Source organism: Nonomuraea sp. NPDC050536 (genome assembly GCF_044457685.1).
In the GTDB taxonomy this organism is placed as follows: domain Bacteria; phylum Actinomycetota; class Actinomycetes; order Streptosporangiales; family Streptosporangiaceae; genus Nonomuraea.
This window is the reverse complement of sequence record NZ_JBITHD010000009.1, coordinates 284,546-299,858: the sequence shown is the minus strand read 5'-3', so window position 1 is coordinate 299,858 and position 15,313 is coordinate 284,546. Positions and strand designations below refer to the sequence as shown.

General features: G+C 70.3%; 13 protein-coding genes and 2 pseudogenes. 4 read left to right on the top strand and 11 right to left on the bottom strand.

The features are described from left to right. Positions 1-44: 44 nt before the first annotated feature. From ruvC to ACIBHX_RS26130, 3 genes and pseudogenes are all read right to left on the bottom strand, one after another. Positions 45-578: pseudogene (gene ruvC / locus ACIBHX_RS26140) on the bottom strand (crossover junction endodeoxyribonuclease RuvC); the annotation flags it as partial. 195 nt (positions 579-773) lie between these two features. Beyond that, positions 774-1,922 (bottom strand): enhanced intracellular survival protein Eis, encoded by a 1,149-nt coding sequence (gene eis, locus ACIBHX_RS26135; RefSeq protein WP_397069859.1) that lies wholly within the window; start codon positions 1,920-1,922, stop codon positions 774-776. 268 nt (positions 1,923-2,190) lie between these two features. Continuing rightward, on the bottom strand, positions 2,191-2,706 hold the full coding sequence (locus ACIBHX_RS26130) for a hypothetical protein (protein ID WP_397069858.1): 516 nt from the start codon (positions 2,704-2,706) through the stop codon (positions 2,191-2,193). Positions 2,707-3,314: 608 nt separating this feature from the next. On the opposite strand from ACIBHX_RS26130, the gene ACIBHX_RS26125 reads away from it, so the two are divergent. Further along, positions 3,315-3,653, top strand: a complete 339-nt coding sequence (locus ACIBHX_RS26125; RefSeq protein WP_397069857.1) for a hypothetical protein — start codon at positions 3,315-3,317, stop codon at positions 3,651-3,653. Positions 3,654-3,929: 276 nt separating this feature from the next. Here the strand turns inward: ACIBHX_RS26125 and ACIBHX_RS26120 are convergent, their stop codons facing one another. From ACIBHX_RS26120 to ACIBHX_RS26095, 6 genes are all read right to left on the bottom strand, one after another. Next, positions 3,930-5,795, bottom strand: coding sequence for a hypothetical protein (locus ACIBHX_RS26120; protein WP_397069856.1), 1,866 nt, complete (start codon positions 5,793-5,795; stop codon positions 3,930-3,932). A gap of 75 nt (positions 5,796-5,870) precedes the next feature. Next, positions 5,871-6,623, bottom strand: a complete 753-nt coding sequence (locus ACIBHX_RS26115) for a YebC/PmpR family DNA-binding transcriptional regulator (protein WP_397069855.1) — start codon at positions 6,621-6,623, stop codon at positions 5,871-5,873. Then, positions 6,623-7,207 (bottom strand): pyridoxal 5'-phosphate synthase glutaminase subunit PdxT, encoded by a 585-nt coding sequence (gene pdxT, locus ACIBHX_RS26110; protein WP_397069854.1) that lies wholly within the window; start codon positions 7,205-7,207, stop codon positions 6,623-6,625. The genes ACIBHX_RS26115 and pdxT overlap by 1 nt, the downstream gene beginning before the upstream one ends. 246 nt (positions 7,208-7,453) lie before the next feature. Then, positions 7,454-8,659, bottom strand: coding sequence for an MFS transporter (locus ACIBHX_RS26105; RefSeq protein WP_397069853.1), 1,206 nt, complete (start codon positions 8,657-8,659; stop codon positions 7,454-7,456). 8 nt (positions 8,660-8,667) lie between these two features. Then, positions 8,668-9,093 carry a MarR family winged helix-turn-helix transcriptional regulator gene (locus ACIBHX_RS26100; RefSeq protein WP_397069852.1) on the bottom strand — a complete coding sequence of 142 codons (426 nt, stop codon included), beginning with the start codon at positions 9,091-9,093 and terminating at the stop codon, positions 8,668-8,670. An 85-nt stretch (positions 9,094-9,178) separates the two neighbouring features. Continuing rightward, positions 9,179-10,852 (bottom strand): alkaline phosphatase D family protein, encoded by a 1,674-nt coding sequence (locus ACIBHX_RS26095; protein ID WP_397069851.1) that lies wholly within the window; start codon positions 10,850-10,852, stop codon positions 9,179-9,181. A 225-nt stretch (positions 10,853-11,077) separates the two neighbouring features. Here ACIBHX_RS26095 and ACIBHX_RS26090 point away from each other — a divergent pair, with 225 nt between their 5' ends. The 3 genes and pseudogenes from ACIBHX_RS26090 to ACIBHX_RS26080 all read left to right on the top strand — a co-directional run. Beyond that, positions 11,078-11,620: a fascin domain-containing protein gene (locus ACIBHX_RS26090; protein WP_397069850.1), complete on the top strand. Its 543-nt coding sequence runs from the start codon at positions 11,078-11,080 to the stop codon at positions 11,618-11,620. An 18-nt stretch (positions 11,621-11,638) separates the two neighbouring features. After that, on the top strand, positions 11,639-12,154 hold the full coding sequence (locus tag ACIBHX_RS26085; RefSeq protein ID WP_397069849.1) for a hypothetical protein: 516 nt from the start codon (positions 11,639-11,641) through the stop codon (positions 12,152-12,154). A gap of 544 nt (positions 12,155-12,698) precedes the next feature. Next, positions 12,699-13,066 (top strand): annotated as a pseudogene (locus ACIBHX_RS26080) (hypothetical protein); the annotation flags it as partial. A 179-nt stretch (positions 13,067-13,245) separates the two neighbouring features. Here ACIBHX_RS26080 and pdxS read toward each other — a convergent pair. Beyond that, positions 13,246-14,160: a pyridoxal 5'-phosphate synthase lyase subunit PdxS gene (gene pdxS, locus ACIBHX_RS26075; RefSeq protein WP_397069848.1), complete on the bottom strand. Its 915-nt coding sequence runs from the start codon at positions 14,158-14,160 to the stop codon at positions 13,246-13,248. A 101-nt stretch (positions 14,161-14,261) separates the two neighbouring features. Continuing rightward, complete coding sequence (locus tag ACIBHX_RS26070; RefSeq protein ID WP_397069847.1) at positions 14,262-15,263, bottom strand: DUF3048 domain-containing protein; 1,002 nt, start codon at positions 15,261-15,263, stop codon at positions 14,262-14,264. Positions 15,264-15,313: the final 50 nt, after the last annotated feature.

Here is a 15,313-nt window from a genome sequence, read left to right as displayed (position 1 = left end):
TCTGGGGGCGGGGTGGTTGCGCGGGGTGGGATGGTCCGCGGGGCGCGGCGGGTGGTCGGGGAGGGGCGGCGGGCTTGGGCCAGGGCCTGGGTGAGGCGGTTCTGGGCGGCGCCGCGCCAGATGTGGCAGATGGCCAGGGCGAGGGCGTCGGCGGCGTCGGCGGGCTTGGGCATCTCCGAGAGCCGCAGCAGGCGGGTCACCATGGTGCCGATCTGCTTCTTGTCGGCCGTGCCGCTGCCGGTGATGGCGGCCTTGACCTCCGAAGGCGTGTGCAGCGCGACCGGGATGCCGCGCCGGGCCGCGCAGAGGACGGCGATGCCGGCGGCCTGCGCGGTGCCCATGACGGTGCGGACGTTGTGCTGGCTGAAGACGCGCTCCACGGCGACGGCGTCGGGCCGTACCTCGTCGAGCCACTCCTCGATCCCCGCCTCGATGCCGACGAGCCGAGTGCCCAGCTCGTCATCGGCCGACGTGCGCACCACCCCGACGGCGACCAGCGACAACGGTGCCCCGGGCCGCCCCTCGACGGCACCGAGCCCGCACCGGGTCAGCCCCGGGTCGACCCCCATCACGCGCACGCGAACCCCTCCCTGATCCACCGGCCATCCCGCCGGCCCGTTGCCGAGATGGGCGGATGTGGTGGCTGCAGGTGCATGGCCCGCCTTTCGCGACTCGGTTGCCGGGCGCCCGGCGCGCCGGACCGCGATCGCCGAACATCTGTTCGGCACGTGACTTTACCCCGGCCGACGTGCGTGTGCATCGGGAAACGCGCGTCAGAAGTAGTCGAGCATGTACGGCCGGGCGGCGAAGGCGGTGTCGAGGGCCTCGTCGTATCGGGTATCTCCGGACATGAGGCCCGCCAGGCGCAGGGTGGCCGTGGGAATGCCCGCGTAGAGCGCGGAGAAGCCGTTGATCGTCAGCTTGGGCCCTACGTCCAGGCTGCGGATCGCGGCGCCGGTGCCGCCGGAGACCTCCAGCCGCCACGCGGTCGCGTTGGACTCGCGCACCGGGTCGGACACCTCGACGACTGCGTCGAGCGTGACGCCCGCCGGGTAGCCGCGCCGCGCGACGGCCGCGGGCACGGCCAGGACGCGGAACATCCAGCGGGTCTGCCGCACCTGATCCTTGGAGCGCTCGCGCAGCAGCCAGAGCACGGGGTCGTCGGGCGCCACGTACGCGGTGACGGTCTTGGCGACCGACGACGACGAGCCGACCAGCGACCACAGCGCCTTGGCGGTCTCCTCCGAGCCCGCCACCAGGCTGTCGACCTCCATGTCGTGGCCGCTCCAGCGGTAGATGACGTAGCCGTCGTCGGCCAGGTAGAGGAAGTCGTCGGGCTCTTCCAGCCGCCGGCGCCAGGCCGCCTCGTCGCCGGAGATCGGCCCGCTGGCACGGGTGGCGCGGTGGACCCGGTCGAGGACGGCCATCACGTCGGAGGCGTCGTCCGGCCCCATGCGGCGCAGCTTGACCTGACCGGCCGGGCGGATCGTGCGCAACGCCTCGGCGGGCAGCGTCACCGCGTGCTGCGCGCCCACGTGCTCGAACCCGAGCGACCGGTAGATCGGTGTGGTCGCAGGAAAGAGGGCGGAGACGGCATCGCCCAGCTCGACGGCCCGGTCGATGATCGCCCGCATGATGAGCGACCCGACGCCGCGCCCCCGGTCTTCCGGGTTGACCGTGACGCCCGCCACGCCTGCCATGGTCTGGGGCCTGCCGTACCACCACTGGGTGAAAGGGCGCAGCCTGGCGGCCGCGGCCAGCCGCGTGCCGTCGTAGGCGCCCAGGTAGCGCCCCTCGTCCAGAATCGGCGCCACCAGGCCACGCCAGCGCTCCACGTCTGCGGCGGGCATCGGGCCGAAGGACCGCCGACGGACGTCGAGCACGGCGTCGAGGTCATCAGGCGTCAGGTAGCGAATCTCCACGCTACGACAACCTACCCGCCCCCACCGACACAACTTCGCCCCCGCGTACAAGAGCACCAGGCCTCGGTTGCACGGCGGCCCGAGCGTGCGGCGTGCGAACTCTCCACGCAAGAGCATCAGGTGTCGGTTGTACGGCGGGCCGTGTGCGGGCTCGCCGTACAAGGGCATCAGATGTCGGTTGTACGGCGGGCCGAGCGCGCGGCGTGCGGGCTCGCCCTACAAGAGCGCCAGGTGTCGCTGCTACGGCCGGGGGCGATTCACAAGAGCGTCAGGTGTCGCTGGTACGGCCGGCGGTGATTCTCAGGCGGTCGAGGTAGAGGAGCTGGGCCGCGACCGCCACGAGGGCGGTGAGGACGACGATCGCGATGGGGGCGGGTCCGAGGCCGGCCTCGGGGCGGAGGAACCGGCCGAGTTCCTTGACGAGTTCGACGGGGGCTGTCGCCAGGCCCGGGTCCTGTTCGGCCAGGAGGGGCCAGAGGAGTTCCTGGGCGTTCATCAGGGCGATGGCCCCGGTGAGCACGGCGGCCATCGGCAGCGACGGGAGCAGGACGCCGCGCAGGAAGTCGCCGGAACCGCGTTCCGCGAGACCCTTGCACAGCAGCGTGAGGACGAACAGGGCGGGGATGCTCACCAGGATCGGCGGGATGAGCGCGGGGGCACGGTCGAGCAGGCCCAGGTTCCTCATGAGCTTCCAGTTGGCGATGCTCAGCGGGCCCATGCCGACGAACAGCCACGGCGCGAACGCCAGCAGCAGCCACTCGCTCCCCTTGCCGAGGGGTCGCATGCCGCCGATGCCCAGGGCCGACGCCCACGGAAACGACGGCGCCCGCGATGGCCGGCCACCAGGTGGTGACCTGCACGCCGTAGTCGCCCGCCCGCGCGGACGGCGAGAACAGGCTCCCCAGCGCCGGCCCCGAGCACAACACCACCACAGCGGCCACCATCACGACCGCGCCCACACCGACGGCGATCCCAGCCCCGGACGCCTGCCCGCCACGCCCCGAAGGCCCACGCGATCCGGCGAACTCCGGAGCGCCCGGGGACGCGGCGTCGCCGGGGGCCGGGGTGGGACGGGCGTGGTTGACGGTGAGGCGGAGGCGGGTGAGGACGGCCACCAGGGTGGCCGCGAGGCCGAGGACGCCGAGCAGCAGGCCGAGGATGGTGGCGACGGCCGCGCCGTACCCGAGCTGGGCGCGTTGGAAGGCGCCCTCGTACTGGAGGATCGCCAGCGTGGTCGTGGTGTGGTTGGGACCGCCCTGCGTGAGGGCGAAGGCGAAGGCGAACGTCTGGAAGGCCGCCGCGACGGCGGCCAGCGCGACGAGGGCGCCGACGGCGACGGCCGCAACGCCTGGGGTGTCGCCGCGAAGGGCGGGCAGGTAGGCCATCACGGCGATGGCGCACACCGCGCCGAACGTGGCCGCGGCGATGACGAGGCGCATGGCGCCGGGCGCCGTGGCGGGCTCGCGCAGGCCGGTCGCGAGCGCGACGATTCCCGACGAGTCCGGCGTCAGCCCTTGGATCCAGGCGGCGGCCACGGCCACCGGCGAGAACGTCACCAGGGCCAGCGTCAGCAGGGTCATCCCGGCGCGCCGTACCCAGGAACCGCCGAACGCGAGGCCGAGCGCCAGCAGCGGCGCCACCACGACGGACACCAGCAGCGGCACCACCACCAGCGACAGCGTGAAGCCGGCGGATGTCCAGAAGACCTGGTCGCCGAGGAGGCTGCTGTAGTTCTTCATGCCCACGAAGCGGCTCGGGCGCATGAAGTCGCCGGTCTCGAAGCTCATCGAGACCGTCTGGATCGTGGGCATGACCAGGGTCAGGACCGTTCCCAGCAGAGCGGGTACGGCGAGCAGCCATCCCAGGGCGCGGGGCGGCGGGGCGATTGTCGTAGTCGGCGTCGGGGGGATCACGTCGCCCGACACTACCAAGCCGCCCCGACACGAACCGGCGACCTCAGGAAGCTCAACAGCCTGAGGGCTGCCGGGTCCCGGCAGCCCCGGGGCGTCAGAGAGTAAGGCGGGAGATGCGGGTGGCCCAGTTGCCGAAGGCGGCACGGGTGCCGCCGCAACTGCCGATCGGGCCGGCCAGCCACTGCTGCAGCGTGCACGTCTGCGCGATGTACTCCGAGGCGATCCAGATGCTGCGGCCGTCCATCGCGGCGGCGCCGTAGTCACCCCAGCGGGGCCGCGGCGGGTCACCGAAGAGCTTGTAGCCGCTGAAGCCGTCCTGCGGCCCGGCGCCCTCCGCGACGACCTGCACGGTCCCCGCGCCGTTGAAGACGTCGACGGGCGCGTACGCGGCGCTGGGATAGTGGTCGGCCCCGACGAGCGTCATCGCGATGACGCCGCGCCCGAGCGAGTCCACCCCGACCGCCGGGTAGGTGAGGTTGTTGCCGGGCACCGCGAGATAGCCCTGCTTGACGACCTTGCCGTTGCGCGGGTTGACCGCGAAGTACTCCACGCCCGCCTTGGTCTGGCCGCCGACCGTGACCGCGGTGTCGAGGGCGCCCCAGACGAGGCCGAGCGCGTAGACGGTCTGCTGCATGCGGGTGTCGTTGGCGTCGAGCACCGACTCGACCTCGTCGTGGCCGGGTTCGACGTCCGAAAGCAGGCGCCAGCAGCCGGTGCCCGCGGGTGTGACGGTGGTCGTGTCGTTGATGCAGTCGGCCAGCGGCACCGATCCGGCCTTCTGGTCGGCCTTGGGCGGTAAGGAGTACTGCCCGACCTGCGTCACCCGGTCGCTCAGCACGGGGGTGCGCCCCGCGTCGAGCCCCAGGGTCCCGGAGAGCTTCCAGACGATGAGGTCGGTGCTGGATCCGGTGCCCTGCGCCTCCTCGGCGGCGTTGGACGACAGGAAGTACTCGGTCCCGCCGCCTTCCAGCGAGTACAGCGACGAGGGGGCCTGGGCGGGCCAGATGGTGAAGCCGGGCTTGCCGTTCACCAGCCCTGTCGTGTCGTACTGCTGCACCGGCACCGAGGCGGCGCTCTGAGCCAGCTTGCGCTTGGGGAAGGCGTAGATCTGGGCGCTGTTGTACTCGGGCCCGAAGAAGGAGTACTCGTTCGTGGTGATGTAGAAGCCGCTCAGGTCGGCGCCGATGTGCGGGTAGTCGCCGATGCACGGGCAGTGCGGGTGCGCGGGGGTGCCGTTGGTGCCGTCGTCGGTGGCGTCGACCTTGTAGATCGTCCACTGGCCGAGCGGGCTCGCGGTCTTGCTGACGGCCAGGTCGAGGTGGTTGTGGCCGGTGAGGTTCCCGTCGGCGTCGACGTCGAGCGTGAGCACCACCTGGAACCAGCGCCGGGTGTCGTTGTCGTAGTAGCAGGTGGGGTCGGTGATCTCCGGCCCGACGACGCCGGTGGTGCGGTCGATGGCGGGCGGGTAGCCGTAGAAGGTGTTGAGGTCGGTCGTGCCGATCAGGGCGTTGCCCTTGGTGTCGTAGACGCGCAGCACGTCGTTGAGCGATTCGAGCACGAACCCGTTGCCGGCGCACATGCCCTGGTCGGGCGGTTCGACGGAGAACTGGTTGCCGCCGTTGGCAGTGCGCTGGTCGCGGAAGTTGAGCCCGTTGAAGCTGACGTCGACCTTGGGGTGCGAGCCGAGCACCGACCCGAGCACGCCGGGCCCCTGGTGGCGCCCCTGCGACTGGCTGCGGTCCCACGGCTGCCGCGGTCTGGTGAGGGTCCTGGCGTCCCCCTCGGGCTCGGAGCCGCGGATCTCCGGGTCCTGGATGCCGCCGTCGACGCTGGGCGCCGGGTGGAAGGTGGTGGTCCCCGAGGCGGGGATCTCCCTGGTGGCCGCCCAGGCGGGCGTGGCGGCCACCAGAGAGGTGATGCCTAACGTCAAGGCGAAAGTGAGGGTGGCTAATCTCTTCATGAGCGCGATACCTCCAGAGGAAGCATCGCTCTAAGAAATCAATAGATCACGGGAGATGTCCGGATCCGGCCACCTTTAGGCCTCGAGCTTCTCCATGATCTCGTCGGAGACGTCGAAGTTGGCCCACACGTTCTGCACGTCGTCGCTGTCGTCGAGCGCGTCGATGAGGCGGAACACCTTCTTGGCGCCCTCCTCGTCCAGCGGCACGCTCATCGTCGGCAGGAAGCTGCTCTCGGCCGAGTCGTAGTCGATGCCGGCTTCCTGCAGCGCCTTGCGGACCGGGACCAGGTCGCCGGCCTCGGAGACGATCTCGAAGGAGTCGCCCAGGTCGTTGACCTCCTCGGCGCCCGCCTCGAGGACTGCCATCAGGACGTCGTCCTCCGACAGGCCGTTCTTGGGGACGATGACGACGCCCTTGCGGTTGAACATGTACGACACCGAGCCGGGGTCGGCCAGCGAGCCGCCGTTGCGGGTCAGCGCCACGCGCACCTCGGAGGCGGCGCGGTTGCGGTTGTCGGTGAGGCACTCGATGAGGACCGCCACGCCGCCGGGCGCGTATCCCTCGTACATGATGGTCTGCCAGTCGGCGCCGCCGGCCTCCAGGCCGCCGCCGCGCTTGCGGGCCCGATCGATGTTCTCGTTGGGTACCGACTGCTTCTTGGCCTTGAAGATGGCGTCGTAGAGGGTGGGGTTGCCTTCGGGATCAGGGCCACCGGTCCGCGCCGCCACCTCGATGTTCTTGATGAGCTTGGCGAAAAGCTTGCCGCGCTTGGCGTCGAGCGCGGCCTTCTTGTGCTTCGTCGTCGCCCATTTGGAGTGGCCGGACATTACCTAGAGCTCCCTCTCACCATGTCTACGAAGTAGGCGTGCACGCTCGTGTCACCCGTGAGCTCCGGGTGGAACGATGTCGCGAGCAACGGCCCCTGACGGACGGCGACGATCCTATCCCCCGGTTCGGCCAGGCCCAGCACTTCGACATCCGGGCCGACGGATTCCACCCAGGGTGCGCGGATGAAAACCGCTCTGATCGTCTGGCCCGCGAAGTCGAGATCTTCCTCGAAGGAGTCGACCTGGCGGCCGAAGGCGTTGCGCCGCACGACCATGTCGATGCCGCCGACGGTCTGCTGTCCGTCGATGCCGCCCTCGATCTGGTCGGCCAGCATGATCATGCCGGCGCACGAGCCGTAGGCGGGCATGCCGTCCTTGATCCGCATGCGCAGCGGCTCGAGCAGGTCGAAGATCTCGGCGAGCTTCCACATCGTGGTGGACTCGCCGCCGGGGATCACCAGGGCGTCGACCGCCTCCAGCTCGCCGGGCCTGCGTACGGCTGTCGCCGTCGCGCCCGCCTCGTTGAGCATGCGCAGGTGCTCGCGCACGTCTCCTTGGAGAGCGAGGACACCGATCGTGGGCACGCCTCATCCTTTCGCCAGGGGTCCGGGTTCAGCTAATTCAACACCAGGAGCGCCCGGCGTCTTCCTACCGGCCCACTTCGGCGTACAGGGCGTGATGGTCGGAGGCTGCCGTCACGTCGACCCGGCACGCGCGGATCCCGCCTGTCGCGGTGAAGAGGTAGGCGAGTTTCCTGACCCCGTGGGTGGGCCTGCGCCGCGCGTCGCACTCCTGGTAGGAGCGGTAGGCGGGGCCACGCCTCGATCATGTCATCCGGCGGGGGCGGGCGCGTCCTGGAAGGCGTGATCGATGTCGACGCGGGCCAGCGACCGCAGGTGGTGCCGCCTGCCGTACAGGATGGCCATGCCGACGGCGCAGCAGAGGGCGCCGACGTAGTACGGCAGGGCCGGGGAGATCTCCTCGCCGAGCTTGGTGGCGATGAAGGGGGCCAGCGCGCCGCCCATCCAGCGCACGAAGTTGTAGCCGGCCGAGGCGACGGGCCTGGGCGCGTCGGAGACCTCCATGGCCGACTCGGTGAAGACCGTGTTGTTCAGCCCGATCGGGATGCCCGACAGGATGGTGAACACGATGATCCCGGCGTGCCCCGACAGCGCGATGCCGACCTGGAAGAGCGCCAGCAGCGCCAGCGCCAGGTGCAGCACGTTGACCGAGCCGATCCTGCGCTGCAGCGGCGGCGCGGCGAACACCGAGGAGAGCGCCACGCACACGCCCCAGCCGAAGAAGACGGCGCCGATGCCGTAGGGCGTCATGTGCAGGATGAACGGGGTGAAGGCCAGCACGGTGAAGAAGGCGAAGTTGTAGAACAGCGCGGTGAAGGCGGTGGTCGACAGCCCGCCGTGGGCCAGGGCTCTGATGGGGGCGCTGAGCTTGGTCTTGACGTCTGGTTTGGGGGTGGCCTTGAGCAGCGTGGTGATGAGCACGAATCCGACGGCCATCAGCGTGGCGGTGCCGAAGAACGGCGCCCGCCAGTTCCAGTCGCCGAGCAGCGCGCCGACCAGCGGGCCCATCGAGATGCCCAGGCCGAGCGCCGCCTCGTAGAGGATGATGGCCGACTCGGCCCCGCCGCTGGCCGAGCCGACGATGACGGCCAGCGCGGTGGCCACGAACAGCGCGTTGCCCAGGCCCCACCCGGCGCGGAATCCGACCAGCTCGCCGACGCTGGTTGAGGTCCCTGCCAGCGCGGCGAAGACGATCACCAGGGCCAGGCCCAGCAGCAGGGTGCGCTTGCCGCCGATCCTGCTGGAGACCCAGCCGGTGATCAGCATGGCCACCGCCGTCACCATGAAGTAACTGGTGAACAGCAGCGATACCTGGCTGGGCGTGGCCTTCAGCCCCTGGGCGATGGAGGGGAGGATCGGATCGACCAGACCGATGCCCATGAAGGCGACGACCGCGGCGAACGCGGTGGCCCAGACGGACGTCGGCTGGCGCAGAATTCCGCCACCGGATGACATGAGACTCCTTATCGCGGGTTTCCGAGCTTGGCCAGGACGGGCAGCGCGCTTCGGAGGACCGCGCGCTCCTGCGCGGTGAGCGCCGCGAGCTCCCGGCTGAGGTGGGCGACCCTGGCCTGCCGTACGGCGAGCAGCCGCAGGCGGCCCTCGACGGTGAGCTCGACCGTCCTGACGCGCGCGTCGGCCGGGTCGGAGCCGCGGGCGACCAGTCCGGCGTCCTCGAGCCGGTTGATCTGCACGGTCATGGTCGGCAGCTGGACGGCGTGCTCCTCGGCCAGCTCGGTCATCCTGCGCGGGCCGCGCTCGAGGGAACCGAGCACCGAGTACTGCTGGCTGGTGACCGGCTGCCCGGCCGTCGTGCGGCGCAGCAGCAGGACCAGGTGCCGCAGCACGGCAGAGACCTGCTCCGCCAGCTCACCGGGATCGTCGCTCATACTTAGCCAGGCTAACTTAGCCAGACTAAGTAATCAAGCGTATAAAAGGCGGCACCCGGCGCGCGGGTGCCGCCTTACCCAGCGGTTACGGGCGTTCGGTCTCCAAGCGGACCGTCTCGTCGACGGTGATCTCGCGCTCGGCGGCGATCGAGGGCGGCAGCGGGCGCAGGTAGGTCTGCTGCACGCCGGGCACCCGGTCCTCGACCACGAAGGTGGCCCTGGTGTACACCTCGGCGCCGGGCTGGCGCAGCTGCGGGACCACCTTGAAGTCGGCCGTGATCAGGTCCTGCTCGATCCTGGAGATCACGTAGCCGCGCTGGTTGTTGTAGAACTTCAGGTGCGGGTTGATCTTCAGGTACGGGTGCTTGGCCGGGTCTGAGTCGGCGCCGTCACCCCCGGTGCTGATCGAGGTGGCCACCAGCTCCGAGCCCACCGACGGTCCCGTCGGGTCGTCGTAGTCGAGCTTGAGGTCGCCGGCCCAGTGCGCGTGCACGTCGCCGGTGAGCACGACCGCGTTGCGCACCTTGGCGTCCACCCAGCCCTGGGTGATGCGCTGCCGCGAGGCGACGTAGCCGTCCCAGGCGTCCTGGCTGGTCACCTTGGCCGGTCCGGCGTTGTTGTCGCGCTGGGCGAAGAACACCTGCTGGCCCAGGATGTCCCATTGCGCCCGCGAGTGGTGGAACCCGTCGATCAGCCACTGCTCCTGCTCGGCCCCGGTGATCGACCTGCTCGGGTCGACGGAGGCGGGGCAGTCCTTGTAGCCGTCGCCGCAGCCCTGGTCGTCGCGGTACTGCCGGGTGTCGAGCATGTGGAAGGTGGCCAGCCTCCCCCATCGGATGCGCCGGTAGAGCTGCATGTCCACACCTCGGGGGATGGAGGTACGGCGCAGCGGCATGTTCTCGTAGTAGGCGCGGAAGGCCGCCGCCCGCCGTTCGGGGAAGGTCGGCGCCTCCTCCGGATGCTCGGGCATCTCGTCGGCCCAGTTGTTGTCGACCTCGTGGTCGTCGAACACGACCAGCCACGGCGCGGCGGCGTGCGCCGCCTGCAGGTCCTGGTCGGCCTTGTACTGGGCGTGCCGCTGGCGGTAGCCGGCCAGCGTGACCGTCTCGGGCCCCTCGTGGTCGCGGACGTTGCCGCCGGGGATGGTGTAGGTGTTCTTGGTGTACTCGTACTGGTAGTCGCCCAGGTGCAGGATCAGGTCCGGGTGCTCCTCGGCCAGCCTGCGGTACGAGGTGAAGTAGCCGTGCTCGTACTGGGCGCAGGAGACGAACGCCATCGACAGCGGCCCGCCGTACGACAGAGGGTGCGGCGCGGTCTTGGCGCGGCCGACCGGCGAGACGTACGGGCCGACGCGGAAGCGGTACCAGTACTCGCGGTCGGAGCCGAGGTCGTCCACCTCGACGTGCACGCTGTGACCCCACTCGGGGGCGGCCACGGCCACGCCCGCACGCACCACACGCTTGCACTGCTCGTCGGCGTAGACCTGCCAGAGCACCGGGAAGGGCCGCAGCGGCATCCCGCCCATCCCGTCCTCGGCCAGCGGCTGCTGCGCCAGGCGGGTCCACAGCACGAAACCGCTGTGATCGGGATCGCCGCTGGCCACGCCCAGCGTGAACGGGTCGGTCCTGAGCCCGCGCGAGGCGAGGGTCTGCGCGGTTTCCGCCGAGGGGTCGGGGTCGGCGAACGCGGGCCCGGCGGGGATCGCGGCGGCGGCCGCTAACCCGGTGACGAGGAAGTGGCGGCGGTTGAGCTGGGGCACGGGGGCACTCCTGGGACGATCAAGCGTTCGGAACGCCTCGAAGCCTGACTGAAGATCATGACTCCTTGGTGAACACAAGGCGACATTCTTCACATCTGCCACTTTGAGTGACGATTTTCACCACATGGAACGGGGCGGAACGGCCAGGAACGCCTTCTCCGTCGAGGGTCCGGATGCGGCATGCCGTACATCCGGACCGGGAGATCATCGACAAGGAGACAGCTCATGCGTATCAAGAACGCGCTCACCAAGGCGGCGGGCATGGCGGCGGTCGCCGTCGGGGTACTCGGGCTGGGCCTGCCGGTCGCGGCCTCGGCCAGCGCGCCGATCAACGGGCCGATCACGTGCGCCATCCAGACCAGGAACACCGGCAACTACGTCACGGCGGTAGGCGGCGGCGGGCGCACGACCGACGTCATCCACACCGACGCCACGCGCATCGGCTCGTGGGAGCGCTTCATGCTCATCGACTCCGGCGACGGCAGCCCCAACATCCACTACGGCTTCCTGACCACCAACGGCCACTACCTGACGGCCGTGGGCGGCGGCGGCCGTACCACCGACGTCATCCACTCGGACGCGACCCATCTGCAGGCCTGGGAGAAGCTGTCGGTGGTCTCGCTGGGCAACGGCTATGACGCGATCCAGACGATCGACGGCCACTACCTGACGGCGGTCGGCGGCGGCGGCCGCACCACCGACACGATCCACTCCGACGCCACCCGGATCGGCACGTGGGAGATGTTCCGCTTCACCTGCGGCATCTGACACCGGATAATGGCCGCCATGCGCGGCCGCATCCCCCTACTGGTGGCCATCGAGGCCGTGCTGACGACCCTGCTGGCCATCATGATCAACGTCGCCACCGGCGGCACCCTGCCCTCGCTCTTGGAGCCCTATCGGGGTCTGGCCTGGCCGGCCGTGGCCCTGCTCGGGCTGGCGATGGTGGTGGTGCCGCTGTGGCGGCTCGCCCTCGACCGGGTCCTGACCGGCGCCCGCCGCAGCTACGGCGCCTACCACCAGGACCAGCAGCGGCGCCGGGTGCTCGAGCTCCTGGCGGCCCGCTGGGAGGCGGCCCCCGCCCTGCCGTCCATCGCGCTCGACCTCGAACCCCGCCCCGACGCCGTCGTCCCGCCCGCGGACCTGCTGCTGCGCCCGCCGGAACCCGTCGAGGTGCGCGGCGGCGACATCCGGCACGCCTGGGAGCTGATGGACCGCAGCCTGCTGATCCTCGGCGCGCCCGGCGCGGGCAAGTCGACCGAGCTGCTGGGCCTGGCCCACCGCCTGCTGGCGGACTGCTGATCGCGGCGCTGCCGCGGATCTGCTACCTCGTCCGAGCAGCCCCGCGCCGGTCAAGCGGCGGGTTCGTCCGCGACCTCGCCGTGGGCGCGGCGCTGGGACTCGCGCTGGGCGGGCTGGCACTGGCCCTGCTGGCCGTGCCCGTGCCCCTGGGCCCGGTGACACTACTCGGCGATCCGGCGCGAGGTCCTCGGCGAGCACGCACCGGCGCTCACGGTGGTCATCGCGGGGATCTACGACGAGTCGTGGCTCCTGGAGATCGAGGGGGTCGCCGCCCGCTAGAGCGGCACGAACCCACCACCCGCGGCCGGTCCGCGCGGCGCGATCCGCCTCGGTCCTAGTACCAGCCGTAGATCGTTATGGGCCCTGGTCTTGCGGGGGAGTTGCGGCCAACCGCTGATCATCGGTTTGTTGACTGACGATCTTATGGTGGCCGCGGGTCCTGCCCGCTGGCAGGAGGCGTTCGAGGTTCTGATGTGCCGGATAGTGGGCCGGTTCGCGCGGGTTGAACCTCGGCGCCGGGTGCGGGACTTGGTACTCGGGCTGCTGCCGGGCCGCGGGCTTGGACGGGAACACCGTCTTCGCGACCAAGCCGGAACTGCGAGGGGCGCCGCGCAGCACGCGCAGGCAGATCTGGAAGATCTCCACAGGCTCGGGCCGCGCGGATGATCGGCCGGTTCCTCGACGCCGGGCACCGTGTGGGCTTGGTCGCGGGGGACGAGGTCTACGGCGGCAACGCGAAGCTGCGGTCCGCGCTGGAAGAGCGCCAGGTCGGCTACGTGCTCGCGGTGGCCTGCTCAGCCGAAGTCACCACCGGTGCCGGGAGGTTCCGCGCGGGTGCCCAAGCGGGCCTGGCAGAACCTGTCGGCCGGGGCCGGCGCCAAGGGGCACCGCTGCTGCGACTGGGCCGTCATCCGAAGCGAGGAGGGCGCGGGTGCAGGGGCGCTCCCCTGCCAGGCTTCGTGGGGGGCTGGGCCCCCCACGAAGAACTGATTCGCGCGATAGCGCTGACCAAGGCAAGGACCATGGCTCCCAGGGGCGCCGCCGAAGGCGTCCCGGGGCACACGGAAAACCAGCCCGTGGGGAGGGGGTTGTTACCAGCCGCGCTCGGCGAGGCGGTGGGGCTGGGGGATCTCGTCGACGTTGATGCCGACCATGGCCTCGCCGAGGCCGCGCGAGACCTTGGCGATGACGTCCGGGTCGTCGTAGAAGGTGGTGGCCTTGACGATGGCCGCCGCCCGCTTGGCGGGGTCGCCGGACTTGAAGATGCCGGAGCCGACGAAGACACCCTCGGCGCCGAGCTGCATCATCATGGCCGCGTCCGCGGGGGTGGCGATGCCGCCGGCGGTGAACAGGACGACCGGGAGCTTGCCCGCCTTGGCGACCTCGGCGACGAGCTCGTACGGCGCCTGCAGCTCCTTGGCCGCGACGTACAGCTCGTCCTCGGGAAGCGTGGACAGGCGCTTGAGCTCGCCCCGGATCGTGCGCATGTGGGTGACGGCGTTGGAGACGTCACCGGTGCCCGCCTCGCCCTTGGAGCGGATCATCGCCGCGCCCTCGGTGATGCGGCGCAGCGCCTCGCCGAGGTTGGTGGCGCCGCACACGAACGGCACGGTGAAGCGGAACTTGTCGATGTGGTTGGCGTAGTCGGCGGGCGTGAGCACCTCCGACTCGTCGATGTAGTCGACTCCGAGCGACTGGAGCACCTGCGCCTCGACGAAGTGGCCGATGCGGGCCTTGGCCATGACGGGGATCGACACGGCGGAGATGATGCCCTCGATCATGTCGGGGTCGCTCATCCTGGACACACCGCCCTGCGCGCGGATGTCGGCAGGCACGCGCTCCAGGGCCATCACGGCGACGGCGCCGGCGTCCTCGGCGATCTTGGCCTGCTCGGAGGTGACGACGTCCATGATGACGCCGCCCTTGAGCATCTCGGCCATGCCTCGCTTGACGCGGGCGGTTCCGGTGGCAGGGGTGTTTTCGGGCGTGCTGGTGGACACGGTCATCCTCACAAGGGCGATCGGTAAGTTATCAAACCCATGGTAGGTCCTGAGGCCTACCTCCCCGGACAGGCCACCCTGTCAGGATTTATGGGCTGTTTTGTACATCAAGGCGAGACGGGCTTCTTGCTGGCCAGCGCGACCCACACCGGCCCCTGCGTGAAGTTCATCGGCTGGCCGTCCTCGGTGGTGTAGGTCGTGCCGTGCTCCTCGTCGGGCCGCGACCAGTTGGCCTTGTAGGCCTTGCCGTCGCGCAGCACGATCGCCTTGCCCTTGCCGATGGTCTTCACCAGCGGCGTGTAGCTCTGGTGGAAGTCGTGGAACTGCGAGCGGACCGTCTGCACGTACTGGATGACGACCGTGGGCGCGCTCTGCTGCCCGCCCTCCGCGGCCATGTCCTTCTTGCCGTCCTGGGAGATCATCCACTGCTTCTTGGCGTCGGACCAGTCGAAGGTGAAGTGCGCCGCGGGCCACCGTACGGTCCAGGACTTCTTGTCCACGCCGCCGGCGGCGGGCGCATCGCCGAAGGTGAAGCCGATGTCCTTGGCCTTGTCCGCGTCCGGCGCCTTGGCCAGCAGCTTCTTGGTGCTGGCGAACAGGTTGTACGGCGCGACGCGGCCCGGCTGGCGGAAGTAGGCGCCGGGATTCCTGGTGTCGCCCACATCGAAGAGCGAGGCCTTGGCCATGAAGGGCAGCATCTTGGTCTGGACGCCGGAGTAGGCGAAGGCGGGCTTGCCGAACTGCGGCACGATGTGCAGGTCCGAGATGCGGGCGGAGCGGACGGGGCCGACCTTGGCCGGGATCTTCGACGAGAAGATCGCCATCAGCCGGGTCAGGCCGCCCTCGACCTGCTCGATGTAGACGATGTCCGCGCTCTTCAGCCCCATCTGCGGCTTGCCCGCGGCGGTGTTCTCGATCTTCACCGCCAGCACCGGCTTGAGGTCCTGCCCGGGCTCTCCGGTGAAGGGGTGCCCCTCGCCCGTCTCCGTCGGCGAGGCGGAGGGCGCGGCCGTGGCGGCCTGGGGCACCGTGCCCGGCGCCGGCTTGTCCGAGGAGCAGGCCGCAACGGGCAGCAGGACGGCCGCTCCGGCCAGAGATACCGTGATCATCCGGGGTAGCCGCACCTGTGAACTCCTCCGCTCCAGCAAAAAGGCAAGAA

What these genes read in the sequence shown, in the direction of transcription:
- ACIBHX_RS26105 (WP_397069853.1), bottom strand. Translation starts at nt 8,659, where the DNA reads ATGTCATCCGGTGGCGGAATTCTGCGCCAGCCGACGTCCGTCTGGGCC.
- ACIBHX_RS26125 (WP_397069857.1), top strand. Translation starts at nt 3,315, where the DNA reads ATGGCGCACACCGCGCCGAACGTGGCCGCGGCGATGACGAGGCGCATG.
- ACIBHX_RS26070 (WP_397069847.1), bottom strand. Translation starts at nt 15,263, where the DNA reads ATGATCACGGTATCTCTGGCCGGAGCGGCCGTCCTGCTGCCCGTTGCG.
- ACIBHX_RS26115 (WP_397069855.1), bottom strand. Translation starts at nt 6,623, where the DNA reads ATGTCCGGCCACTCCAAATGGGCGACGACGAAGCACAAGAAGGCCGCG.
- ACIBHX_RS26100 (WP_397069852.1), bottom strand. Translation starts at nt 9,093, where the DNA reads ATGAGCGACGATCCCGGTGAGCTGGCGGAGCAGGTCTCTGCCGTGCTG.
- ACIBHX_RS26130 (WP_397069858.1), bottom strand. Translation starts at nt 2,706, where the DNA reads ATGCGACCCCTCGGCAAGGGGAGCGAGTGGCTGCTGCTGGCGTTCGCG.
- pdxS (WP_397069848.1), bottom strand. Translation starts at nt 14,160, where the DNA reads ATGACCGTGTCCACCAGCACGCCCGAAAACACCCCTGCCACCGGAACC.
- ACIBHX_RS26120 (WP_397069856.1), bottom strand. Translation starts at nt 5,795, where the DNA reads ATGAAGAGATTAGCCACCCTCACTTTCGCCTTGACGTTAGGCATCACC.
- ACIBHX_RS26085 (WP_397069849.1), top strand. Translation starts at nt 11,639, where the DNA reads ATGCGCGGCCGCATCCCCCTACTGGTGGCCATCGAGGCCGTGCTGACG.
- ACIBHX_RS26090 (WP_397069850.1), top strand. Translation starts at nt 11,078, where the DNA reads ATGCGTATCAAGAACGCGCTCACCAAGGCGGCGGGCATGGCGGCGGTC.